The 21,586-nt window shown below is 60.2% G+C and carries 24 protein-coding genes; 11 read left to right on the plus strand and 13 right to left on the minus strand.

Translation table 11 applies throughout. From position 1 onward, the window contains the following. Positions 1-50 precede the first annotated feature (50 nt). Both pyk and ACZ3GY_RS04360 read right to left on the minus strand, forming a co-directional pair. Positions 51-1,502 (minus strand): pyruvate kinase, encoded by a 1,452-nt coding sequence (pyk, locus tag ACZ3GY_RS04355; RefSeq protein ID WP_463564074.1) that lies wholly within the window; start codon positions 1,500-1,502, stop codon positions 51-53. A gap of 55 nt (positions 1,503-1,557) precedes the next feature. Continuing rightward, positions 1,558-2,493: a universal stress protein gene (locus ACZ3GY_RS04360; RefSeq protein ID WP_465909060.1), complete on the minus strand. Its 936-nt coding sequence runs from the start codon at positions 2,491-2,493 to the stop codon at positions 1,558-1,560. Positions 2,494-2,682: 189 nt separating this feature from the next. Here ACZ3GY_RS04360 and ACZ3GY_RS04365 point away from each other — a divergent pair, with 189 nt between their 5' ends. The 3 genes from ACZ3GY_RS04365 to ACZ3GY_RS04375 all read left to right on the plus strand — a co-directional run bounded on the left by ACZ3GY_RS04365 (position 2,683) and on the right by ACZ3GY_RS04375 (position 3,934). Continuing rightward, positions 2,683-3,060, plus strand: coding sequence for a tetratricopeptide repeat protein (locus ACZ3GY_RS04365; protein WP_465909061.1), 378 nt, complete (start codon positions 2,683-2,685; stop codon positions 3,058-3,060). A gap of 33 nt (positions 3,061-3,093) precedes the next feature. Next, the gene (locus tag ACZ3GY_RS04370; protein ID WP_465909062.1) at positions 3,094-3,516 is read left to right on the plus strand and encodes a DUF4124 domain-containing protein; all 423 of its coding nucleotides are present in this window, start codon (positions 3,094-3,096) and stop codon (positions 3,514-3,516) included. A 61-nt stretch (positions 3,517-3,577) separates the two neighbouring features. Next, entirely contained in the window at positions 3,578-3,934 is a 357-nt protein-coding gene (locus ACZ3GY_RS04375; protein WP_465909063.1) for a PilZ domain-containing protein, read from the plus strand. Between the two features lie 587 nt (positions 3,935-4,521). Here ACZ3GY_RS04375 and fdxA read toward each other — a convergent pair. Both fdxA and mutS read right to left on the minus strand, forming a co-directional pair. Beyond that, a complete protein-coding gene (gene fdxA, locus ACZ3GY_RS04380; protein ID WP_042552052.1) occupies positions 4,522-4,845 on the minus strand; it encodes a ferredoxin FdxA in 324 nt (107 codons plus the stop codon). Positions 4,846-4,988: 143 nt separating this feature from the next. Next, a complete protein-coding gene (gene mutS, locus ACZ3GY_RS04385; protein WP_465909064.1) occupies positions 4,989-7,562 on the minus strand; it encodes a DNA mismatch repair protein MutS in 2,574 nt (857 codons plus the stop codon). Between the two features lie 78 nt (positions 7,563-7,640). Here mutS and ACZ3GY_RS04390 point away from each other — a divergent pair, with 78 nt between their 5' ends. The 3 genes from ACZ3GY_RS04390 to recX all read left to right on the plus strand — a co-directional run bounded on the left by ACZ3GY_RS04390 (position 7,641) and on the right by recX (position 9,760). After that, positions 7,641-8,153: a CinA family protein gene (locus ACZ3GY_RS04390; RefSeq protein WP_465909065.1), complete on the plus strand. Its 513-nt coding sequence runs from the start codon at positions 7,641-7,643 to the stop codon at positions 8,151-8,153. Between the two features lie 83 nt (positions 8,154-8,236). Next, entirely contained in the window at positions 8,237-9,283 is a 1,047-nt protein-coding gene (gene recA / locus ACZ3GY_RS04395) for a recombinase RecA (protein WP_463564081.1), read from the plus strand. Positions 9,284-9,292: 9 nt separating this feature from the next. Beyond that, entirely contained in the window at positions 9,293-9,760 is a 468-nt protein-coding gene (recX, locus tag ACZ3GY_RS04400) for a recombination regulator RecX (RefSeq protein WP_465909066.1), read from the plus strand. A 242-nt stretch (positions 9,761-10,002) separates the two neighbouring features. Here recX and ACZ3GY_RS04405 read toward each other — a convergent pair whose 3' ends face one another. Both ACZ3GY_RS04405 and ACZ3GY_RS04410 read right to left on the minus strand, forming a co-directional pair. Further along, positions 10,003-11,076 (minus strand): LOG family protein, encoded by a 1,074-nt coding sequence (locus ACZ3GY_RS04405; RefSeq protein ID WP_465909067.1) that lies wholly within the window; start codon positions 11,074-11,076, stop codon positions 10,003-10,005. A gap of 77 nt (positions 11,077-11,153) precedes the next feature. Further along, on the minus strand, positions 11,154-11,555 hold the full coding sequence (locus ACZ3GY_RS04410) for a quorum-sensing-regulated virulence factor family protein (RefSeq protein WP_225839392.1): 402 nt from the start codon (positions 11,553-11,555) through the stop codon (positions 11,154-11,156). A 249-nt stretch (positions 11,556-11,804) separates the two neighbouring features. Here ACZ3GY_RS04410 and ACZ3GY_RS04415 point away from each other — a divergent pair, with 249 nt between their 5' ends. After that, positions 11,805-12,515, plus strand: coding sequence for a tRNA-uridine aminocarboxypropyltransferase (locus ACZ3GY_RS04415; RefSeq protein ID WP_465909068.1), 711 nt, complete (start codon positions 11,805-11,807; stop codon positions 12,513-12,515). On the opposite strand, the gene ACZ3GY_RS04420 is transcribed toward ACZ3GY_RS04415, so the two are convergent. After that, positions 12,499-13,395, minus strand: coding sequence for a DMT family transporter (locus ACZ3GY_RS04420; RefSeq protein WP_225839395.1), 897 nt, complete (start codon positions 13,393-13,395; stop codon positions 12,499-12,501). The two genes, ACZ3GY_RS04415 and ACZ3GY_RS04420, sit on opposite strands and share 17 nt — an antisense overlap. A 152-nt stretch (positions 13,396-13,547) precedes the next feature. On the opposite strand from ACZ3GY_RS04420, the gene erdR reads away from it, so the two are divergent. Both erdR and ACZ3GY_RS04430 read left to right on the plus strand, forming a co-directional pair. Next, positions 13,548-14,198: a response regulator transcription factor ErdR gene (erdR, locus tag ACZ3GY_RS04425; protein WP_465909069.1), complete on the plus strand. Its 651-nt coding sequence runs from the start codon at positions 13,548-13,550 to the stop codon at positions 14,196-14,198. A gap of 79 nt (positions 14,199-14,277) precedes the next feature. Next, positions 14,278-14,649, plus strand: a complete 372-nt coding sequence (locus tag ACZ3GY_RS04430) for a diacylglycerol kinase (RefSeq protein WP_465909232.1) — start codon at positions 14,278-14,280, stop codon at positions 14,647-14,649. Here ACZ3GY_RS04430 and ACZ3GY_RS04435 read toward each other — a convergent pair. Further along, positions 14,646-15,572 (minus strand): LysR family transcriptional regulator, encoded by a 927-nt coding sequence (locus ACZ3GY_RS04435; RefSeq protein WP_465909070.1) that lies wholly within the window; start codon positions 15,570-15,572, stop codon positions 14,646-14,648. The genes ACZ3GY_RS04430 and ACZ3GY_RS04435 overlap by 4 nt on opposite strands. A 120-nt stretch (positions 15,573-15,692) precedes the next feature. Here ACZ3GY_RS04435 and fpr point away from each other — a divergent pair, with 120 nt between their 5' ends. Continuing rightward, positions 15,693-16,472 carry a ferredoxin-NADP reductase gene (gene fpr, locus ACZ3GY_RS04440; RefSeq protein WP_463564088.1) on the plus strand — a complete coding sequence of 260 codons (780 nt, stop codon included), beginning with the start codon at positions 15,693-15,695 and terminating at the stop codon, positions 16,470-16,472. A gap of 200 nt (positions 16,473-16,672) precedes the next feature. Here the strand turns inward: fpr and bfr are convergent, their stop codons facing one another. The 5 genes from bfr to pyrC form a co-directional block, all read right to left on the minus strand. Continuing rightward, the gene (gene bfr / locus ACZ3GY_RS04445; RefSeq protein ID WP_225839401.1) at positions 16,673-17,143 is read right to left on the minus strand and encodes a bacterioferritin; all 471 of its coding nucleotides are present in this window, start codon (positions 17,141-17,143) and stop codon (positions 16,673-16,675) included. Between the two features lie 203 nt (positions 17,144-17,346). Beyond that, a complete protein-coding gene (locus ACZ3GY_RS04450; protein ID WP_463564089.1) occupies positions 17,347-17,565 on the minus strand; it encodes a bacterioferritin-associated ferredoxin in 219 nt (72 codons plus the stop codon). A 209-nt stretch (positions 17,566-17,774) separates the two neighbouring features. After that, positions 17,775-18,707 (minus strand): N-acetyl-gamma-glutamyl-phosphate reductase, encoded by a 933-nt coding sequence (argC, locus tag ACZ3GY_RS04455; RefSeq protein WP_465909072.1) that lies wholly within the window; start codon positions 18,705-18,707, stop codon positions 17,775-17,777. Positions 18,708-18,712: 5 nt separating this feature from the next. Then, on the minus strand, positions 18,713-19,387 hold the full coding sequence (gene rnt / locus ACZ3GY_RS04460; RefSeq protein ID WP_465909073.1) for a ribonuclease T: 675 nt from the start codon (positions 19,385-19,387) through the stop codon (positions 18,713-18,715). After that, positions 19,384-20,430 (minus strand): dihydroorotase, encoded by a 1,047-nt coding sequence (gene pyrC, locus ACZ3GY_RS04465; RefSeq protein WP_465909233.1) that lies wholly within the window; start codon positions 20,428-20,430, stop codon positions 19,384-19,386. Before pyrC ends, rnt begins: the two co-directional genes overlap by 4 nt. Before the next feature lie 150 nt (positions 20,431-20,580). Between pyrC and ACZ3GY_RS04470 the strand changes: the two genes are divergently transcribed. Further along, complete coding sequence (locus ACZ3GY_RS04470; RefSeq protein ID WP_463564092.1) at positions 20,581-21,510, plus strand: flagellar protein MotY; 930 nt, start codon at positions 20,581-20,583, stop codon at positions 21,508-21,510. Positions 21,511-21,586: the final 76 nt, after the last annotated feature.

Here is a 21,586-nt window from a genome sequence, read left to right on the forward strand (position 1 = left end):
ACGAAAAGGCCCGCATTGAACGCGGGCCTTTTGGCGGATGCTGCTGATCGTCAGACCAGCGCGTCACCGACATGCAGGATTTTCATGCCGTTGGTGCCACCGATGGTGTGATAGCTGTCACCCTTGGTCAGGATGACCCAGTCGCCTTGCTGGACGAGGCCGCGCTTGAGCAACTCGTCTACCGCTGCCTGGCTGACTTCGCCTGGTGGCAGGGCCGCCGGGTCGAAGGGGATGGTGTACACGCCACGGAACATCGCCGAGCGCGCCTGGGTGTCGCGGTGCGGGGAGAACGAGTAGATCGGCACCGAGGAGCGGATGCGCGACATGATCAGCGGTGTGTAACCACTTTCGGTGAGGGCGATGATGGCCTTCACGCCCGGGAAGTGGTTGGCCGTGTACATGGCCGCCAGGGCGATGCTTTCGTCGCAGCGTTCGAAACTCTTGCCGATACGGTGGCTGGAGCTCTTGCCGGTCGGGTGGCGTTCTGCACCGAGGCAGATACGTGCCATGGCCTGCACGGCTTCCAGCGGATAGGCACCGGCGGCGCTTTCTGCCGAGAGCATGACCGCATCGGTGTAGTCGAGTACGGCGTTGGCTACGTCGGAGACCTCGGCCCGGGTCGGCATCGGGTTCTGGATCATCGACTCCATCATCTGAGTCGCCACGATCACTGCCTTGTTGTGGCGGCGTGCGTGCAGAATGATCTTCTTCTGAATGCCCACCAGCTCGGCGTCGCCGATTTCCACGCCCAGGTCGCCACGGGCAACCATCACTACGTCGCTGGCCTTGATCAGGCCGTCCAGTGTTTCGTCGTTCGCTACCGCTTCGGCACGTTCGATCTTGGCGACCAGCCAGGCCTTGCCGCCGGACTCGTCACGTAGCTGGCGGGCATATTCCATGTCCGCCGCATCACGCGGGAAGGAAACAGCCAGGTAGTCCAGATCCATTTCGGCAGCGAGCTTGATGTCGGCCTTGTCTTTTTCGGTCAGGGCTGGCGCGGTCAGGCCACCGCCACGACGGTTGATGCCTTTGTGATCGGACAGCGGGCCGCCGATCAATACGACGCAATTGAGGGTGTCGGCGGTGGTGGTTTCGATACGCATGACCACACGGCCATCGTCGAGCAGCAACTCGTCACCTACGCCGCAATCCTTGACCAGATCCGGGTAGTCGATGCCCACGACTTCCTGGTTGCCGTCAGTCAGCGGGTGGCTGGTGGAGAAGGTGAAACGATCACCGACCTTCAGCTCAATGCGCTTGTTGGCAAACTTGGCGATACGGATCTTCGGCCCTTGCAGGTCACCCAGCAGCGCGACGTGGCGACCGTGCTTGGCAGCGATGTCACGTACCAGCTTGGCCCGTGCCTTGTGATCTTCGGGCGAGCCGTGGGAGAAGTTCAGACGAGCGACATCCAGCCCTGCGAGAATCAACTGTTCCAGCATTTCCGGTGAATTGCTGGCGGGGCCGAGGGTGGCGACGATTTTGGTGCGGCGAGCGGTCATGCGCGGACTCCTTAATTGAAGCAGACCGCGAGGCTACTACGCCGCAGCGCTGTAGTCATTGTTCCTCTGCACTACTCTTCTGCCTATTTTCGTTGCACGGCTTGACCACCAGCAGGTCACAGTCCACCGATTCGAGCAGGCGCTCGGCAGTGTGACCGATGAGGATGGTGTCCAGACGGCCGCGGGCGATGGCCCCCATCACCAGCAGGTCGATTTCGTGCCTGCGCACGAAGTTCGGCAGCATGTTTTCCGGCGCGCCCTCGAGCAGGTGAGCCGATTCGGCGGCGATTCCGTGCTGGTGAACCAGCTCGTCGAAGGCCTTGTGATGCTGCTCTGCATCGTCGCTGAGGTACTGCTGGTAGGTGGCCAGCAGCTCGGTATTGTTGAGCAGTGTGCGGGGCAGTGGCGCATGGCAGTGCACGATGTCGGCATGCATGCCGAGTGCGGAGGAGAGCGCCATGCTGGTGTCGATCAGGTGGTGATCGAGTGCCGCTGGCTTGTCGTCCTTGTGTAGCGGATCGACGGCGGTACACAGGTTGCGCCCGCGCCAGTCGGCGTGATGAACCAACCACAGCGGGAACGGGCAGTGACGCATCAACTGCCAGCAACTGTCGGTCAGCAGTAGACGGCGCAACAGATTGTTGTGGGCGGCGGACTTGAGCACCAGATCCGGCTGCAGACCGTTTGCCACATCGAGCACTGTTTCGTGCAGGCGCTTGCCCCAGCGTACCTCCTGCTGCAGTGGTAGGCCTTCATCGCGCAACGGAGTCAGTAGCTCCTCCAGCCACTTGCCGCGCTGCTCCAGCAACGCCTCACGGGCTTTGCTTTGCAGGCTATTCTCAAGCAGGCTGCCATCCAGCGCGGCGTTGTACTCCACTAGCAGAATGTGTAGGCCCGCCTGGGTTGTGCGTGCCAGCCAAGCGGCGCGTTCCAGTGCGGGATGGCTGAGTTGGCTGGCGTCGATCACGACCAATAGTTTTTCAAGTTTCATGGCGTCGGCCTCGCAGGTTAAGTAAGCCGCATTGCATACCATCACTCGATGGCATGCGTTGACATGAATCAGCGTAGAAGATCGAGTCCGCTTGTCTTGTTCTGAGGCCTTGGTAACGCGATGCAGCATGTTGCCGCTGTTCAGTTTTTTCAGGCCCCGCCGATACGCTGCTCATTGGAGGAGAAACCCATGCGTATTCTGTTGCTGCTGTGTTGTGTGCTGGTCGTCAGCGGGTGTACCCGCATGTCGCTCGATCATCATCTGAACAAGGCCTATCAGGCCTACGACCGGGGCGAGTGCGAGGATGCGCTGCTCTACCTGTCCCAGGCCGAGCGGGTGAGTCGTTCGCGCAGCTACATCCAGCCGGAGATTTCCCTGCTGCGAGGCCAGTGTCTGGAACGACAGAACCTGTACATCGATGCGGCGCAGACCTATCAGTTCATCATTGGCCGCTATCCCACCAGCGAATATGCCTTCCGCGCCCGGGCGCGGCTGGAAACCCTGCGTCAGCTCGGTCATCATGGCGTGCCGGAGCCCGCCAAGGTATCGCCTGCTAGAGCGCTTTGACGGCCAACATACGATCGAGCGGGGATTGCCGCGATGCGCGCCTGGATTGGTCTTCTGCTACTGCCCTCTCTTGCCTGTGGGCAGGTTTATCGCTGGGTAGATGAGCAGGGCCACGTGCATTACGGTCAGCAGCCGCAGGCGACCGATGCCAAGGTCATCGAGATCCGCCCGCAGGTAGTAGAGCGCGATGCTGCTACTCAGGAGCGAGAGCAACGCAGTGAGCGCTTCTTCCAGGCCCGTCGCGAAGAACAGGCCCAGGCCGCGCAAGCAAGGCGGCAGCAGCAGGCCGATAAGGTGCAGGAGTGCACAGCGTTGCGTAATCGTCTGGCTTCCATGCCTGAGGGGCGGCGCTACTATCAGCCCGCTGCGAATGGCGAGCGGCGCTATTACAGTGACGAAGAGCTGGATGCCGGACGTGCGTATCTACGCAGCCAGTTATCCGAGCGGTGTAATTGAAGGCTAGTCAGCTCGGCGGACTGCCGCCATACTCGTCGGACACTCATAGCGCTTAGCCATTATGAATGCCAACCGCCATATAGAACGGCACCAGTTGCCTTACTACCTCAACGTCTTCAATGCCTATACCGATAAGCCAATCGGTCATTTGGGCAATGTCTCGCAGGATGGTTTGATGCTGATCAGCCAGTTGCCTGTGCTAGTCGGTGGCTCCTTCGATATGCGTCTGAAGATTCCAAGTCAGGATGCAGTTCGTCATATCGACTTCAGTGCCACCTGCCTCTGGTGCCGTGAAGATGTGACGCCTGGCAGCTTCGATTCAGGCTTCGCCCTCAGTGCCCCTCCGGCGGACTATCTCGAGATGGTCGAAGCCCTGCGTTATTACTTCAGCTTCCACCCGCTCGCTACGGCGGTCTGATGATTTGCTGAGTGCTCGTTGTAATTACCTTTCTTTATTAATGTGGCCCTCTGCAGTTTGCGTTGGCCAGCATTCCTACGGATCACGTTTTCTTTCCGTAATCGTGTCAGTATTTGCTTACACGTGTTGTAAGCATTAGTGGCAATTTGCCGCTTGGAATCTGACAGTTCGGCTTTTTTGTTTATTAAACTATTGATATTTAAGTGTTTTTTATTTTTCCTGGCATGCTTGCTAGGACGCTACTCGAATAGCCGTGCCGTTGTGATTAATACCAGAGCCGTTAAGATCTGAACCGTGCTTAGGGAGAAGCACAGGTCGTTAAGGAAAATGACCAGGACATCGCGGGACGCGATTCATCAGGATGATGATTTGGGAGTTTAAGGGAGTAGGGACAAAAGAGTGGGCGGGTAAAACCGCCCCTTTTTTTCGCCTGCAGAAAAGTGTCTGCTCGCTGACATAAGCTCTGCTGATAGCGGCAGCGGCAATATCGCGATGGTCGCCGCCGTAATGGTGAGCCATAAAAAATGCCGCGACCCTTTCAGGTAGCGGCATCTCTAGCGGCGGCCTGCACTGCCGAACCCCTAAGCTTAGCGCTCCAGGTGCTGCAGCTTGTCTTTCACGCCATCCCACTCTTCGGCATCGGCCATTGCGTCTTTGCGCTCGGTGATGTTCGGCCAGACTTCCGCCAGTTCGGCGTTCAGCTCGATGTATTCCTGCATGCCATCCGGTATCTCGTCTTCGGAGAAGATGGCCTGCGCCGGGCACTCAGGCTCGCAAAGCGCGCAGTCGATGCATTCATCCGGGTGGATCACCAGGAAGTTCGGGCCTTCGTAGAAGCAGTCCACCGGACAGACTTCCACGCAGTCGGTGTACTTGCACTTGATGCAGTTGTCGGTGACGACGAAGGTCATTTCTAGTTCTCTCCTCGGGCTACGGCAGCGAGCCACTCCTTGATTCAGCAGCTCTCAGGCTCGGGATTGGGGCTGTCAGACCAGGCTAAAGGCTGCAGCGCTTCCGGAGCGCGCGGGATTCTAACAGCTTGTTGGCTCCGGCGTTAGACTCGCGCTTTCCATGCATATAACAGTTCGAGCGCCTTGCGTGGGCTGAGATCGTCGGGATTGACCTTCTGCAGCTCTTCCAGCACGGGATGCGGCAGGCTGGAGAACAGATCGCTCTGCATCGGCGCGGTGCTTTGTCCCATGCCTTTGGTCGGCAGGTCGTGGGGCAGGCTGGTAGTTTCCAGACGCGCCAGATGCTCGCGGGCACGTAGGATCACGGTGTCCGGTACCCCTGCCAGTTGCGCGACCGCCAGACCGTAACTCTGGCTGGCCGGGCCAGGCAGTACGTGGTGCAGGAAGACGATGCGTTCGTTGTGTTCGGTTGCATTGAGGTGCACGTTGGCGACCACCGGTTGGCTTTCCGGCAAGACGGTCAGCTCGAAATAGTGGGTGGCGAACAGCGTGTAGGCCCGCAGGTTGGCCAACTGCTCGGCAGCTGCCCAGGCCAGCGACAGGCCATCGAAGGTGCTGGTACCGCGCCCCACCTCGTCCATCAACACCAGGCTGCGTTCGCTGGCGTTGTGCAGGATGTTGGCGGTCTCGCTCATTTCCACCATGAAGGTCGAGCGCCCGCCTGCCAGGTCATCGCTGGAGCCGATCCGGGTGAAGATACGGTCGACCATCGACAGTTCGCAGCGCGCGGCTGGTACGAAGCTACCTATATGGGCGAGCAGCACGATTAGCGCGGTCTGGCGCATGTAGGTGGACTTACCGCCCATGTTCGGGCCGGTGATGATCAGCATCCGCGTGGCATCATCGAGTTTCAGGTCGTTGGCCACGAACGGCGTGGTCAGAACCTGCTCCACCACAGGGTGGCGACCTTGCTCGATCAGCATGCACGGCTCTTCGACGAAGCGCGGGCGGTTGAGGTCCAGATTCAGTGCGCGTTCGGCCAGGTTGCTCAGAACGTCCAGCTCTGCCAGTGCCGCAGCGCTATCCTGCAACGGGCCCAGGTGGCCGATCAGGCGCTCCAGGAGTTCCTCGTAGAGCTGCTTCTCGCGAGCCAGGGCGCGGCTCTTGGCGGACAGCGCCTTGTCCTCGAACTCCTTGAGCTCCGGGGTGATGAAGCGCTCGGCGCCCTTGAGGGTCTGGCGGCGGATGTAGTCGGCCGGTGCTGATTCTGCCTGTCTGCTCGGTAGCTCGATGAAGTAGCCGTGCACGCGGTTGTAGCCGACCTTGAGGTTGGCCAGGCCGGTACGGGCTTTCTCCCGGGCCTCCAGATCCATCAGGTACTGGCCGGCGTTCTCGCTCAGCGACTGCAGGTCATCCAGCTCGGCGTCGTAGCCGGTTTTCAACACGCCGCCATCACGGATCACCGCCGGCGGATTGTCGATGATCGCCCGCGACAGCAGCTCGGCCAGCTCCGGGTAAGTGCTGATCGCAGTTGCCAGGGTCGCCAGGTGCGCACAGTCCAGTTGAGTCATTGCCTCCTGCAACTGCGGTAATGCACACAGGGCGTCGCGCAAGCGCGCCAGGTCACGGGGGCGGGCGTTGCGCAGGCCGATACGGGCCAGAATGCGCTCCAGATCACCGATTTCCTTGAGCTGTGGCTGCAAGGCTTCGAAGCGGTAGCGATCCAGCAGGCAGGCGATCGACTCCTGGCGCGCCTCGAGCACGGCGCGGTCACGCAGCGGGCGGTTCAGCCAGCGGCCGAGCAGGCGGCTGCCCATGGCGGTCTGGCTGCGGTCGACGACCGATTGCAGGGTGTTTTCGCGGCCACCGGCCAGGTTGATGTCCAGTTCCAGGTTACGGCGGCTGGCGCCGTCGAGAATCACCGTATCGTCGATGCGCTCGTGGCGCAGGCTGCGCAGGTGCGGCAGGGCGGTACGTTGCGTCTCTTTGGCATAAGCCAGCAGGCAGCCGGCGGCACCGATGGCCAGGGTCAGCGTCTCGCAGCCGAAGCCTTTGAGATCTTGGGTGCCGAACTGTTGGCACAGGCTCTTCTGAGCGGTATCACGCTCGAAATCCCAGGGTGCACGGCGACGCGAGCCACGGCGTTTCTCCGCCGGCAAGCCTTGGGGCCAATCATCGGGGATCAGCAGCTCGGCAGGGTTGAGGCGCTCGAGTTCGGCCAGGAGGTTTTCCCAGCCGCTGATTTCCATCACGCTGAAGCGCCCGCTGGTGATGTCCAGCACCGCCAGGCCGAACAAGCGCTCGTCACCGAGCACGGCGGCCAGCAGGTTGTCGCGGTGCTCGTCGAGCAATGCCTCGTCGCTGACGGTGCCTGGTGTGATGATGCGCACCACCTGGCGTTCCACCGGCCCCTTGCTGGTGGCCGGATCGCCGATCTGCTCGCAGATGACCACCGACTCACCCAGCTTGACCAGCTTGGCTAGGTAGCCCTCGGCGGCGTGGTAAGGAATGCCGCACATCGGAATCGCCTGGCCGGCGGACTGGCCGCGGGCGGTCAGGGTGATGTCCAGAAGCTTGGCGGCTTTCTTCGCGTCCTCGTAGAAGATTTCGTAGAAATCGCCCATACGATAGAACATCAGCTGATCGGGGTGCTGATTCTTCAGCCTCCAATATTGCTGCATCATCGGCGTGTGGGAACTGAGGTCGCTTTGGCTCATCGTGTCGAGTGTCCGGCTGAATAGCAAAAGCGCCTAGTGTACGGTATCGACCCCACCGCCTTTAACCCCGGAGCGCAGATGAATTTCGATGATCAGCCCGTGACCGTACTTGCCGCTCGGCTTGGCGAAGCGCTGCTGGAGTGTGGTGCTCAGGTCACCACTGCCGAGTCCTGTACGGGCGGCGGTATTGCCGAAGCCATCACCCGTATCGCAGGCAGCTCGGCCTGGTTCGAAGCCGGCTTCGTCACTTACTCCAACACCCAGAAGACCCGCCAGCTGGGCGTGCCCGAAGCGCTTTTCAACAGCGTGGGCGCGGTCAGCCGTGAAGTGGTCGAGGCCATGGTGCGTGGCGCTCAGGCACATAGCGGTGCGCGTTATGCCACGGCTGTCAGCGGTGTGGCGGGGCCCGGTGGTGGCAGTGCGGAGAAACCGGTCGGCACGGTGTGGGTTGCCTGGGCCGATGGTGAGCGGGTGTTCGCCAGGCGTTTCCAGTTCCCCGGTTCCCGTGACGCCGTGCGCGCGCAAACCGTGGAAGCGGCCTTGCTGGGACTAATGCGACTACTGGCACAAGAAAATCCATCAGCGGGGTAGGCGAGTGACGAACCCTGTGGAATAATACTGGCTACTTATACAGTTATTGGCCGTCAGGCCCTTCTGATCACGTGAGGAATGTAATGGACGAGAACAAGAAGCGCGCTTTGTCGGCTGCACTGGGCCAGATCGAGAAGCAGTTTGGCAAGGGCGCAGTGATGCGTATGGGCGATCATGATCGTCAGGCGATTCCAGCCATTTCCACCGGCTCCCTGGGCCTTGACATCGCGCTGGGTATTGGCGGTTTGCCGAAAGGTCGAATCGTCGAAATTTACGGCCCTGAATCCTCGGGTAAAACCACGCTGACTCTTTCGGTGATTGCCGAAGCGCAACGCATGGGTGCTACCTGTGCGTTCGTCGATGCTGAGCATGCGCTGGATCCGGATTACGCTGGCAAGCTGGGCGTCAATGTCGATGACTTGCTTGTTTCGCAGCCAGACACCGGCGAGCAGGCGCTGGAAATCACCGACATGCTGGTGCGCTCCAACGCTGTTGACGTGATCATCGTCGACTCCGTGGCCGCACTGGTACCCAAGGCTGAAATCGAAGGTGAGATGGGCGACATGCACGTCGGCCTGCAGGCTCGTCTTATGTCTCAGGCGCTGCGCAAGATCACCGGCAACATCAAGAACGCCAACTGCTTGGTGATTTTCATCAACCAGATCCGCATGAAGATCGGCGTGATGTTCGGCAGCCCGGAAACCACTACCGGTGGTAACGCGCTGAAGTTCTATGCCTCGGTGCGCCTCGACATCCGCCGTACCGGCGCGGTGAAGGAAGGTGACGAGGTAGTCGGCAGCGAAACTCGCGTCAAAGTGGTGAAGAACAAAGTAGCACCGCCATTCCGTCAGGCCGAGTTCCAGATTCTCTACGGCAAGGGCATCTATCGCAATGGCGAGGTCATCGACCTGGGTGTGCAGCACGGTTTCGTCGAGAAAGCCGGTGCCTGGTACAGCTACCAGGGCAATAAGATCGGTCAGGGCAAAGCGAATGCCGCGAAGTACCTGGAAGATAATCCGGAAATAGGCCGTGCCATCGAAGGCCTGATCCGCGAGAAGCTGCTTGTCGTCAGCCCCTCGGTAAAAGCCAATTCGGGTGCTGAAGTCGTCGGCGCCGAAGTCGACCTCTGATTCCAGTTCGTGGCCGTGATTCTGGATAACGTGCAAGCGGTGCGCCATACCGCCATGGATCTACTGGCGCGCCGCGAACATGGGCGGATCGAGCTGTCGCGTAAACTGCGACAGCGCGGCGCCAGCGATGAGCATATCGAGGCTGCCCTCGATCGCTTGAGCGAAGAAGGGCTGCTCTGCGAAGCGCGTTATCTGGAAAGCTTCATCAGTTATCGAGCGCGCTCGGGCTTTGGCCCGCAGCGTATTCGTGACGACCTCTCCCAGCGCGGCCTTGCCCGTGCCGATATCGAACAGGCGTTGCGCGACAGTGGTATTGATTGGCGCGATGGCCTGCAGCAAACCTGGCAACGCAAGTTTGCCGGGCAGTTACCAGCAGATGCCCGTGAGCGGGCTAAACAGATGCGCTTTCTGGTTTACCGCGGCTACCCAATGGATCTGGTAGGGCAGCTGATGCGCGGTTCCCTCCAGGACGACTGACAACGCTCTCCATTGGCAGGCAGCGGTGCTCGGATTTCGCGTGGGAACCATCCAATTGCTCTTTTGAATACTCTAATTGGTGGGCTGAAGCCCACCCTACCTGTGCGCACCCGCTGCTGGGTGGGCCGGGCGGCGATCCGCTTCAGCCCACCAATTCATGCTCGCTGCCGCCACTCTCTGGCGATTGCAGCGGAAAATTCGTCGGAAAGATGACGAACAGAAGGCTCTGAGCCTCCTTGCGCTCAGGCCAGCCAATTCCGGGGCAGGTTGATCACATCGAGCAATTCACGCAGCCGCCCGGCGCTACGACCGCTGAACGCGAAGGTCAGTCTTGGCATATCGCGCAGTTTCGGCCCATCCATTTCCACGTTGCCACTGAGCTGCTGCTGGATATCGCCGTTTTTGCATAGATCGCTGAAGTGCAGGTTGAGGTGTTCGAGGGCTTGATCGGTCAGCGGGTGCTGCATGCGGATCACGAACTGATGTTTCAGCCAGCGACTGGAGTGGAAGTTGGCATAGAAACGGTCGATTGCCTCGGCTGCCTCATCGACGTCGTGAACCAGGTGCATCAGGTTCATGTCGCTAGCGAGGATGTAGCCGTTGCTGTCGAGGTTCTGCTGGATGTAGTCGAGCAATCCCTGCCAGAACGTGCCACCGGGCTCGTCGAGCAGAATCACCGGTACCAGGGGGCTTTTGCCTGTCTGGATCAGGGTGATGACTTCCAGTGCCTCGTCGAGGGTGCCGAAGCCGCCTGGGCAGAGCACCAGAGCGTCGGCTTCCTTGACAAAGAACAATTTGCGTAGAAAGAAGAAGTGAAACGACAGCAAGTTGTCGCTGCCTTGCATGGTCGCGTTTGCCGATTGTTCGAAGGGCAGGGTGATATTGAAGCCCAGGCTGTTGTCACGGCCGGCACCCTCGTGCGCCGCGGCCATGATGCCGCCGCCTGCGCCGGTGATGATCATCAGGTCGTGGCGGGCCAGGGTCGCGCCCAGGTCTCTCGCCAGCGCGTAAACCGGGTGGCCGGGCTGGGTGCGGGCAGAGCCGAACACGGTGACCTTGCGGCGATGCCGGAAGCGCTCCAGCACACTAAAGGCACGCTCCATCTCGCGCAGGGTCTGCGACATGATCTTGGCGTCCCAGCGGTTGCGGTCGGCTTGGGCCATGCGTGCCACAGTGGCGAGCATCTCCCGGTACAGCGCGAGGTTGGGGCTATCCGCTGGCGTTATTTGGGCGGCCAGCTCATCGAGGCTGTCCGCCAACGCGGTGCCGGTGGTTTGCAGGTGAAGGGAAAGATGGGCGTTCGCGTGATCATCCATTGCGCTTCTCCTTTTGCCTCAGCACCCTCTGGTCAACTGCGCCGGAGGGTTTCAAGCCGTCTCGTTGTGCGCTTGGCTTACAGCCGGCAATCGGCCTTGCCGAACCGTTCAGTTGTGACGGGGCGATTGCTCTGGATCTCACTGAACTCGTAGCGCAGTACCGCACCGCTGGCCAGCAGCTTGCGGAAGCCCGGGTTGCTACACACGCTATTGGCTAACTGCGCACGCACGGTATCGGGGTTGCCACGCATCTGCGAGGCATGTCCGGGGCGCACGCTCAGGTGATTGATCAACTCGTTGCCTTCGACCGTGTAGCCCCTGTCGAGAATGTCCTCGTTGATGGCGCGTGGTGTGCCGACGCTGCTTTCACGGGCCACTTTTTCCAGCGTTTGCGTCAGCTCATAGCCTTTTAGCGAAGCAGCATGCGCCGTCGGAACGAGAAGGCTGACGAGTAGGGCGGAAAGGGCGAAACGCTGCATGACTGACTCCTGAAGACGGTAAGCGGTAATAGACCCGGCTCGTCTCTTTATGTTCGCTTTAAGAAAGCGTATCGACGGGCAAGGGATGGATGTTACCAAGCCCGGCTGTTGCTTGGAGATTAGCAGGGGCAATGGGGCATTTTTAACAACGCAATTGATAGACTACGCGCCCTTCGTTACGCGACTCCAGACGGCCATGTCCTTTTCTGTCTTCGATCCGATTTTCTTTGCCCGTCCGGGTGCACGCTCATGAGCCACGCTGTTGCCGTACTGCGCGCCGCACGCCTGGCGCGTAGCGTCAAACCGTTCCTGGCTAGAGGGTCGCGAGCCGAGCGCTGCCCGGACTGCCGGCTGGCACGTACTCATTGCCTGTGTGCCTGGCGCCCGCAGGTATCGGCGAATGCCGGGGTGTGTCTGTTGATGCATGACGTCGAGGCGTTGAAGCCAAGCAACACCGGTTGGCTGATCGCCGATGTGGTCGCGGATACCTCGGCCTTCGGCTGGTCGCGTACCGAGGTCGATCCGCTGCTGCCTGCGCTGCTTGCGGAGTCCCAGTGGCAGCCTTACCTGGTATTTCCCGGTGAGTATGCCGAGGCTGAGCGTGTGGTAACTTCCGTGAAGGTAAGTGCGGGCAAGCGGCCGCTGTTCGTGTTGCTTGATGCGACCTGGACGCAGGCCCGTAAGATGTTCCGCAAGAGCCCGTATCTGGATCAGTTGCCCGTGCTTGGTTTGCAGCCTGAGGCACTGTCACGTTATCGGCTGCGACGTTCCACGCGCGATGATCACCTGTGCACCGCCGAAGTCGCAGCGCTGTGCCTGGAGCTGGCCGGCGATCATCGCGCCGCCGGTGCATTAAATGCTTACTTCGACGTGTTCAGTGAGCATTACCTGGCTTCCAATGCGCCTCGTGCCGTGAACCTGGAAAGTGAGCTGCACCAGCGCCTCAAGGCCTATCTATAACAACCGCGGGTTTTCGCCACAGCTGCGCGAGTAGCATGCCGCCGAACATCAGTGCGCAGCCGAAATAGCCGCGTGCTGACAAGGATTCACCCAGCAACAGGGCGCCGGCGATGGCTGCGAATACCGCTTCCAGGGAGAGGATGATCGCAGCGTGGGAGGCAATGGCGTGTTTTTGAGCGACCACCTGCAAGGTAAATCCCACCGCTACGCCGAATATGCCGCCATAGAGAATCGCTGGCAGTGCCTGGGCGATGTTCGCACTCGGCAGGTTCTCGAAGACCAAGGCCAGCGCCAGGCTGATGAGTGCACAGGTAACGAATTGCACCAAGGCCAGTAGCAGCGCATCGTGACGTGCAGCGAAGACCCCCACGAGCAGCACATGTACACCCCAGACGAAGGCGCCAGCCAGCTGCAGCCAGTCACCGGAGGCGACCTGGAAGCCTTCACCAACGCTCAATAGGAACATGCCGACTACCGCCAGTGAGGCGCCCAGCCAGATGCCCATTCCGGTCTTGTGGCCTAGTAGCAGGCCAAGCAATGGCACCACGATCACATACAAGCCGGTAATGAAGCCCGAGTTGGTGACGCTGGTGAACAGCAGGCCGACCTGTTGCAGGTTGATGCCCAGCGCCAGCACAGCACCCATCAGGCAGCCGCCGAGCAGTAGCGGGCGGCTCAACGGCGAGGCAGGTTTTGTGTTGCGTCGGCGTAGCAGCATGATGAGCGGCAACAGCACGATGATGGCCAGGGCAAAGCGTAGTCCGCTGTAGAGAAATGGACCTATGGCATCCATCCCCAGGCGCTGGGCGACAAATGACGAGCCCCAGATCATGGCAGTCAGCAACATTAGCAGGTCGGCGCGTAGCGCTTGGTTGGCCATCACCGGGCTCCTGGCAAGAAGGGCGCAGACTTTGCCGTAAAGCGCCGCGCTTGACCACCTTGTCCGCGCTGGGCATTCTGGCGGATGTCGTACGCCGCCGTTGGGCATGGAGTCCGCCGTACGTTCTGCCGATAAAAAGAACAGGATCTGCCATGGTCGCTTACGAAATCCTGATAGCTGATGATCACCCACTGTTTCGCAGCGCGCTGCAGCAGGCCCTGACAATGGGCCTCGGGGCTGGCGTGCGACTGGTTGAAGTGGCCAGTATCGCCGAGCTGGAAACTCGACTAACCGAGAAAACCGATTGGGATCTTGTGCTGCTCGATCTCAATATGCCCGGAGCCTATGGATTTTCCGGTCTGGTGCTGCTGCGTGGGCAATACCCGCAGATTCCCGTGGTGATGATTTCTGCCCAGGAAGAGGCCGCCGTCGTAGTGCGCGCTCGTGAGTTCGGTGCCAGTGGTTTTATCCCCAAGTCCAGCCCGCTGGAAGTGATCCAGCAGGCTGTGCGCCAGGTGCTCGACGGTGAGGTTTGGTGGCCGCAGCAGAGCGAGGAAGCCATTAGTCTGTCTGCCGAGGTAAAGGCCGCCAGTGCCGGCCTGGCCAGCCTGACACCGCAGCAGTTCCGCGTGTTGACCATGGTCTGCGAGGGCCTGCTGAACAAGCAGATCGCGTATGAACTGAGCGTTTCCGAGGCTACTGTGAAAGCCCACGTCACCGCTATTTTCCGTAAGCTCGGCGTGCGCACGCGCACCCAGGCGGCACTGCTGCTGCAGCAGCTGGAGTCTGTGCCGGCCGCCTGATGGTGGCCTTTGGCATCCGAATGTGCGGGATTTTTTTCGGCTCCTGGCGTACCCTGCCGGCCTTTCCTGTCGCGGTTCGCTGTCTATGTCGCCATTCAAAGGACAAACCGGGTTCAAGCGCGTCCTCAATGCTGCTGGTTATTCGCTGGATGGCCTGCGGGCCGCATTCGTCGGCGAAGCGGCGTTCCGCCAGTTGGTCTTGCTCAACGTTGTGCTGATCCCTATGGCGCTGCTGCTCGACGTCAGTCGTGGCGAGCGCGCCTTGATGGTTGCCGTCTGCCTGTTGGCGCTGATCGTCGAATTGCTCAACTCTGCTGTTGAGGCAGCCATCGACCGTATTTCCCTCGACCTGCACCCCTTGTCCAAAACTGCCAAGGACATGGGCAGCGCCGCCCAAATGGTCTCGCTGACGCTGATCGCTAGCGTGTGGGGCATTATCCTGCTCGGCTAACGCACTTCTGGCAGCACGATTTCGTCGCTGCGGCGGATACCTGCCGTCAGCGCCCGGCACATGTCGAGAAACTCGCGCATGGCAGCTGTCTGGTACTTCTGCCGATGCCAGATGAAATAGAACTGCCGGCGCAGATCCAGATCCGGTGTTTCCACGGCTACCAGGCTGCCGCGGCGGAATGCATCACGCAGCGCCAGGCGCGAAATACAGCTGATGCCCAGGCCTGATTCCACGGCGCGCTTGATCGCTTCGGTGTGTTCCAACTCCAGGCGAATGTTTAGGGCGTCGGAGTGGTGACGCATGGCTTGGTCAAATGTCAGGCGAGTGCCGGAACCCTGTTCGCGAAGAATCCAGGCCTCGCTGCTCAGTTCTCTGATACTGGCTTGACCTCGCTGCGCGAGAGGATGCTGAGGAGCACAGAAGACCACCAGCTCATCTTCCACCCAGCTCTGCACCTCAATGTCCGGGTGATTGCAGTCGCCTTCGATTAGACCCAGGTCAATTTCGTAATGCGCCACCTGCTGTACGATATTGGCCGTGTTCTGTACGTGGAGTTTCACCTGGCTTTCGGGGTGCACCTTCATGAAACCACCGATCAGCAGAGTGGCCAGGTAATTGCCGATGGTCAGGGTTGCGCCCACGGCCAGGGAGCCAAAGCCTGATTTGCCGTTGAGCAGATCCTCGATCTCTTTGGATTGATCCAGTAATGCGACTGCCTGTGGTAGGAGCTGGCGCCCAAGGGCGTTTAGGCTCAGGCGCTTGCCGGCACGGTCGAATAACTGGCAGCTTGATTGCCGCTCCAGCTCGGTGATCGATGTACTGGCGGCCGATTGGGATAGGGCGAGGAGGGTAGCGGCTCTGGATACGCTCTCCTGCTGGGCGACGGCGACAAACACTTGAAGTTGACGAAGAGTAAATCGCATATCTATATAACCGATAACCTATATCTTGATAATTCATTTAACAGATATTGTGGGCGGGATTAGAATGCCGCGCAATTGCGCTTAAGAATCAGCGCGTCTGAAGTTTTTAGGAGCCCGTACATGAGCAACATGAACCACGAACGCGTTCTCAGTGTTCACCACTGGAATGACACGCTGTTCAGCTTCAAGTGTACCCGCGATCCGGGCCTGCGCTTCGAGAATGGCCAGTTCGTGATGATTGGTCTGCAGCAAGAAAGCGGCCGCCCGCTCATGCGCGCCTACTCCATTGCCAGCCCGAACTGGGAAGAGCATCTGGAGTTCTTCAGCATCAAGGTGCCAGACGGCCCGCTGACCTCGCAATTGCAGCACCTCAAGGAAGGTGACGAAGTCATCATCAGCAAAAAGCCCACCGGCACCCTGGTTCTTGATGACCTCAACCCGGGCAAGCATCTGTATCTGCTCAGCACCGGTACCGGCCTGGCGCCCTTCATGAGCGTGATTCAGGATCCGGAAACCTACGAGCGTTTCGAGAAAGTGATTCTGGTTCACGGTGTGCGCTACGTTAACGAAGTGGCTTACCGTGAGTTCATCACCGATCACCTGCCGCAGAACGAATTCTTCGGTGATGCGCTGAAGGAAAAACTGATCTATTACCCGACGGTGACCCGCGAGGCGTTCGAGAATCAGGGTCGTCTGACTGACTTGATGCGCAGCGGCAAACTGTTCGCGGACATCGGCCTGCCGCCGATCAACCCGCAGGACGACCGCGCGATGATCTGTGGCAGCCCGAGCATGCTTGACGAGACCAGCGAAGTACTCGACAGCTTCGGTCTGAAGATCTCCGCGCGTATGCGTGAGCCAGGTGATTATCTGATCGAGCGCGCCTTCGTCGAGAAGTAAGCATCAGTGATGAAAAAACGGGAGCCTAGGCTCCCGTTTTTTATTCTCGCAACTAAATCCGCAAAAGGCGCGGCGGATTGGGAGCTTGCGAGCTAGAGCCATGCAAGGCGAAAACAAGCGAGAAAGCGGAGTGTACTTATGTACATGAGCATTTCGAGCTTGTTTTCAACGCAGCAGGGCCGACGCGCAGCTGCTCCCAGTTACTCTTCCATCTGCGACTGCAGGTAGTTCTGCAGACCAACGGCCTTGATAAGGCTGAGTTGGGTTTCGAGCCAGTCGATATGCTCTTCCTCGGATTCGAGGATGTCTTCGAGCAGTTCACGGCTGGCGTAGTCGCCAACACTTTCGCAGTAGGCGATGGCTGCTTTCAGATCGATGTGCGCCTTGTGCTCGATCTTCAGGTCGCATTCGAGCATTTCCTGGGTGTTCTCGCCAATCAGGATCTTGCCCAGGTCTTGCAGATTTGGCAGACCTTCCAGGAACAGGATGCGTTTGATGAGCTTGTCCGCGTGTTTCATCTCGTCGATGGACTCGTGGTACTCGTGCTTGCCCAGCTTGGTCAGGCCCCAGTCTTCATACATGCGGGCGTGCAGAAAGTACTGGTTGATCGCGACCAACTCGTTGCCGAGGATCTTGTTCAAATGCTGGATAACTGTCTTGTCGCCTTTCATGGGAGAGCCCGTCCTGCCTGGAAATAGATAACCGATGGCGAATTCTGGGCTTGCTAAATACTGCTGTCAAACGTAAGTTATTGAAATATAAGTGAAAATAAATATAAATGAGAGTGTTTAAGTTGTGCGTCTTGGCGCTAACTCATTGAATTTTGGGCATAAAAAAACCGGATGCTAGATCCGGTTCTTGGAAAGCGCTTAATTCAGGCGGCAATAAAATTTCCTGGGTAAGCCATGGCTACCTGGCTTTGTTGTACTTCGCCCAATGTTTCGCGCACAACCTGCTTGGCGAGGCAGGCACATTTGCCGCACTGACTGGCAACGCCCAACGTTTCACGGACTTCACGGTAGCTGCAGCAACCTTCGTAGATTGCTTCGCGGATCTGACCGTCGGTGACACCTTCGCAGAGGCAGACGTACATAGGCTTGGCCCGTCGTTTGGCTGAGACTGATGGCGAAGGATACTAATGTTAATGAGAATGCGTGTCAAAGATAAACCGACTATTGATTGGCACAGTCGTGTAACTTTCGATGAGTGGTTGCTCGCTATTCGCTTTCCTGGCCCCTGGCCCGCTAAACAACGATCAAAAAAACCGGCTTATAAGCCGGTTTTTTCTGGTTAGGGCAGGGCTCAATCGATCTGCGTGCACAATCCTTCTTCAAGGCCCAGCATGATGTTGAGGTTCTGCACCGCGGCACCTGATGCGCCTTTACCCAGGTTATCGAGCTTGGCTACCAGCAGGGCCTGTTTGCCGCTGCTCGCACCGTACACCTGCAGCTCGGCGCGATTGCTGCCGTTCAGGCCGTGGGGGGTGATGAACGGCGCCGAGTCGGCAGGGATCTCGTTGTAGGGCAGAACCTGCACGAACTGCTCACCCTGGTAGTAATCGCTCAGGGCTTTTTGCAGCTCGACGCCGTTGTTGCCTTGCAGCGGGATCATCACCAGCATGCCCTGGTCGTAGCTGCCGACCGCTGGCTGGAAGATCGGGCGTGCGTTCAGGCCGCTCCAGTGCTGGATCTCCGGAATGTGCTTGTGATCGAAGCCCAGGCCGTAGGCCGCGTAGACCGGCGCACCTTCCTGCTCATAGCGTTCGACCATCTTGGTGCCGCCACCGGTGTAGCCGGATACGGCGTTGATGCACAGCTCGCGATCCGAGCCCAGCAGGCCCGCCTCGATGAGCGGGCGCAGCAGCAGGATGGCGCCTGTGGCGTAGCAGCCCGGGTTGCTTACGGCGGCGGCCTTGGCGATGGCTTCGCGTTGGCCCTTGGCCAATTCGGCCATGCCGAAAACCCAGTCATTGGCGGTGCGGTGTGCAGAGCTGGCGTCGAGCACCCGGCAGCCGACTTCACGAGCTTGAGCCGCAGTTTCTTTAGCCGCATCGTCGGGCAGGCACAGCACGGTCACATCGACCGAACGCATCAACTCGAGCTTGGCCTCTACGTCACGACGTTTGTCGTGGTCGATGGTGACCACGTCGATCTGCGGGTGGTTGGCCAGCCGCTGGCGAATCTGCAGGCCCGTGGTGCCGGCCTGCCCATCAATGAAGATCTGATATTTTTTCATGGCACTCACTCGTCGAAGTCTTCCCAGCCGCCCATTTCTTTCCAGCGATTGACGATGCCGCAGAACAGCTCGGCGGTCTTCTCGGTGTCATAGCGGGCGGAGTGGGCTTCACGGCCGTCGAACTCGATGCCGGCGGCCTGGCACGCCTTGGCCAGCACGGTCTGCCCGTAGGCGAGGCCGGCGAGGCTGGCGGTGTCGAAGCTGGAGAAGGGGTGGAAGGGATTGCGCTTGAGGTCACAGCGAGCGACCGCGGCATTGAGGAAGCCCAGGTCGAAGCTGCTGTTGTGGCCGACCAGAATGGCGCGCTTGCAGCCATTGGCCTTCAGGGATTTGCGCAGACCGCGGAAGATCTCGGTCAGCGCATGCTCTTCGCTTACCGCCATGCGCAGCGGGTGGTCTAGCTTGATGCCGGTGAAATCCAGCGCCGCCTGCTCGATATTGGCGCCCTCGAACGGCTCGACCCGGAAGAAATGCGTGTGATCGGGATACAGGAAGCCGCCTTCATCCATGCCAATGGTGGTCGCAGCGATTTCCAGCAGGGCGTCGGTAGCACTATTGAAACCACCGGTTTCAACATCCACCACTACCGGCAGGTAACCACGAAAACGCGCAGCCATGGGGTGACGCGGGCCGCTGCTGCTCGGTTGCTCCTGATCGTCTTCGTACAATTCTTCGCTCATTGACCAGCCTCCAGCAGACGCCAGCGCAGCGATTCGCCCGCGCGCAAGGGGATTACCGTCTGCTCGCCGAACGGCAGGCTGGCCGGTGCGTTCCACGACTCACGCACCAGGGTGATGGTGTCGGTGTTGCGCGGTAGAGCGTAGAAGTCCGGGCCAAAATGGCTGGCGAATGCTTCCAGTTTGTCCAGTGCGCCACGCTGCTCGAAGGCCTCGGCATACAGCTCGATGGCCGCATAAGCGGTGTAGCAGCCGGCACAGCCGCAGGCGTTTTCCTTGGCGTGCTTCGCGTGGGGCGCGGAGTCGGTGCCCAGGAAGAACTTCGGACTGCCGCTGGTGGCTGCATCGAGCAGCGCTTCCTGGTGCGTGTTGCGCTTGAGGATCGGCAGGCAATAGAAGTGCGGACGAATGCCGCCGACCAGCATGTGGTTACGGTTGTACAGCAGATGCTGCGGGGTGATGGTGGCACCGACGTTGGCCGGCGCCTCCTTGACGAACTGGGCCGCATCACCGGTGGTGATGTGTTCGAACACCACTTTCAGCGTCGGGAAGCGCTCGACCAGACGGCGCATATGCTCGTCGATAAAAGCCTTCTCGCGGTCGAAAACATCGACCTCGGCGCGGGTGACTTCACCGTGCACCAGCAGCGGCATGCCGGTTTCCGCCAGGGCTTCCAGGGCGTCGGTGATGTTGTCCAGGCTGGTAACGCCCGAGTCGGAGTTGGTGGTCGCCCCGGCCGGGTACATCTTCGCCGCGTAGACGATGCCGCTGGCCTTGGCTGCACGGATGTCGTCACCCGTGGTGCGATCAGTGAGATACAGCACCATCAACGGCTGGAACTGGCTGCCGGCCGGCCGCGCATCGAGAATGCGCTGACGATAGCCGGCAGCCTCGGCGGCGTTGCGCACCGGCGGCACCAGGTTGGGCATGATGATCGCGCGGGCGAAGGTACGGGCGACATCGGCGACGGTGTGCGGCAGTACCGCTCCGTCGCGCAGATGAATGTGCCAGTCGTCGGGACGCAGCAGGGTGATGCGGTCGGTCATTGAGGCTTCCAGGCGGGGGCGAAACATGCCCGGAATCCTACCGGAAAAGCCCGGCGGGGGCACGCCGCAGATAGGCCATCGCACGGCTCAAGTTTTCTCCGCCGCCACCGATACCCACAGGGAACGTTATGTTTTCTTGTGGAGCTCGCTGTGCGCCAGCCTCTTTTCCTCATCGTCGGATTGCTCGCCGGCGCAGGCTTGAGTCTGCCTGTGGCCGCGATCAGCTTCCAGACTCGTCTGGAAAAGGTCGAATGGCAGGTGGCCGGCGACCAGTTCGAATGCCGGCTGACGCAACCGATCACTGATTTCGGTTCGGGCCAGTTCGTGCGCCGCGCGGGCGAACAGGCGACCTTCCGTCTGCAGCCCCGGGAGCGCTGGCTGGGCAGCGGCTCGGCAACGCTACTCGCAGCAGCGGCGCCATGGCAGCCGGGGCGTGGCGACATCAACCTCGGTGTGGTTAGCGTCGGCAGCGGCGAAGTGCCGTTCAACAGCAGCCAGGAGCAGGCTGGGCGTTTGCTGACTGGCTTGCTGGAAGGGCGCAGCCCGCTGGTGCGCCATCGCAGCCAGGTGGGTGGTGATCTCGAGGTGCGGATGCTGCCGGTACGCTTTCGCAAGGCCTACGACGATTACCTGAACTGCACGGCCAAGCTGTTACCGGTCAACTTCGATCAGGTGCGCAAGTCCACCGTCGGCTTCCCGGGCGGCGGGGCAGAGCTCGACCCTATGGCCAAGGCCAAGCTGGAAATCATCCTCGATTTCATGAAGGCCGACCCGACGGTCAATCGCATTGAGCTGGACGGTCACTCCGACAACAGCGGCAACCGCCTGACCAACCGCGACCTGTCGCGCCGCCGTGCGCTGGCGGTGATGGAGTACTTCAAGGCTCAGGGCATCCCCGAAGAGCGCATCGTCATGCGCTTTCACGGCGAGCGTTACCCGCTGGCGCCCAACACTACGGCCGCCAACCGGGAAAGGAACCGCAGGGTGTCCATAAGCCTTGATAAGGTGCCTGAAGCCCCCGCGCAGCCTGCCGAACAGGCCGCCCCACCGGTGCCTTCGACGCCAGCCGCCACCTCCTGATCCTGTCGCTTCAATGCCATGGCCTGTCGCACCCCTGTAAATCGCGGGCCATGGGCAGTAGAATCACGGGCTTTCC

It is taken from the genome of Pseudomonas sp. PME37.24/006, from assembly GCF_055556635.1.

Coding starts and splice junctions, on each gene's coding strand:
- pyk (WP_463564074.1), bottom strand. CDS start 1,502: ATGACCGCTCGCCGCACCAAAATCGTCGCCACCCTCGGCCCCGCCAGC.
- ACZ3GY_RS04360 (WP_465909060.1), bottom strand. CDS start 2,493: ATGAAACTTGAAAAACTATTGGTCGTGATCGACGCCAGCCAACTCAGC.
- ACZ3GY_RS04365 (WP_465909061.1), top strand. CDS start 2,683: ATGCGTATTCTGTTGCTGCTGTGTTGTGTGCTGGTCGTCAGCGGGTGT.
- ACZ3GY_RS04370 (WP_465909062.1), top strand. CDS start 3,094: ATGCGCGCCTGGATTGGTCTTCTGCTACTGCCCTCTCTTGCCTGTGGG.
- ACZ3GY_RS04375 (WP_465909063.1), top strand. CDS start 3,578: ATGAATGCCAACCGCCATATAGAACGGCACCAGTTGCCTTACTACCTC.
- fdxA (WP_042552052.1), bottom strand. CDS start 4,845: ATGACCTTCGTCGTCACCGACAACTGCATCAAGTGCAAGTACACCGAC.
- mutS (WP_465909064.1), bottom strand. CDS start 7,562: ATGAGCCAAAGCGACCTCAGTTCCCACACGCCGATGATGCAGCAATAT.
- ACZ3GY_RS04390 (WP_465909065.1), top strand. CDS start 7,641: ATGAATTTCGATGATCAGCCCGTGACCGTACTTGCCGCTCGGCTTGGC.
- recA (WP_463564081.1), top strand. CDS start 8,237: ATGGACGAGAACAAGAAGCGCGCTTTGTCGGCTGCACTGGGCCAGATC.
- ACZ3GY_RS04405 (WP_465909067.1), bottom strand. CDS start 11,076: ATGGATGATCACGCGAACGCCCATCTTTCCCTTCACCTGCAAACCACC.
- ACZ3GY_RS04410 (WP_225839392.1), bottom strand. CDS start 11,555: ATGCAGCGTTTCGCCCTTTCCGCCCTACTCGTCAGCCTTCTCGTTCCG.
- ACZ3GY_RS04415 (WP_465909068.1), top strand. CDS start 11,805: ATGAGCCACGCTGTTGCCGTACTGCGCGCCGCACGCCTGGCGCGTAGC.
- ACZ3GY_RS04420 (WP_225839395.1), bottom strand. CDS start 13,395: ATGGCCAACCAAGCGCTACGCGCCGACCTGCTAATGTTGCTGACTGCC.
- erdR (WP_465909069.1), top strand. CDS start 13,548: ATGGTCGCTTACGAAATCCTGATAGCTGATGATCACCCACTGTTTCGC.
- ACZ3GY_RS04435 (WP_465909070.1), bottom strand. CDS start 15,572: ATGCGATTTACTCTTCGTCAACTTCAAGTGTTTGTCGCCGTCGCCCAG.
- fpr (WP_463564088.1), top strand. CDS start 15,693: ATGAGCAACATGAACCACGAACGCGTTCTCAGTGTTCACCACTGGAAT.
- bfr (WP_225839401.1), bottom strand. CDS start 17,143: ATGAAAGGCGACAAGACAGTTATCCAGCATTTGAACAAGATCCTCGGC.
- ACZ3GY_RS04450 (WP_463564089.1), bottom strand. CDS start 17,565: ATGTACGTCTGCCTCTGCGAAGGTGTCACCGACGGTCAGATCCGCGAA.
- argC (WP_465909072.1), bottom strand. CDS start 18,707: ATGAAAAAATATCAGATCTTCATTGATGGGCAGGCCGGCACCACGGGC.
- rnt (WP_465909073.1), bottom strand. CDS start 19,387: ATGAGCGAAGAATTGTACGAAGACGATCAGGAGCAACCGAGCAGCAGC.
- pyrC (WP_465909233.1), bottom strand. CDS start 20,430: ATGACCGACCGCATCACCCTGCTGCGTCCCGACGACTGGCACATTCAT.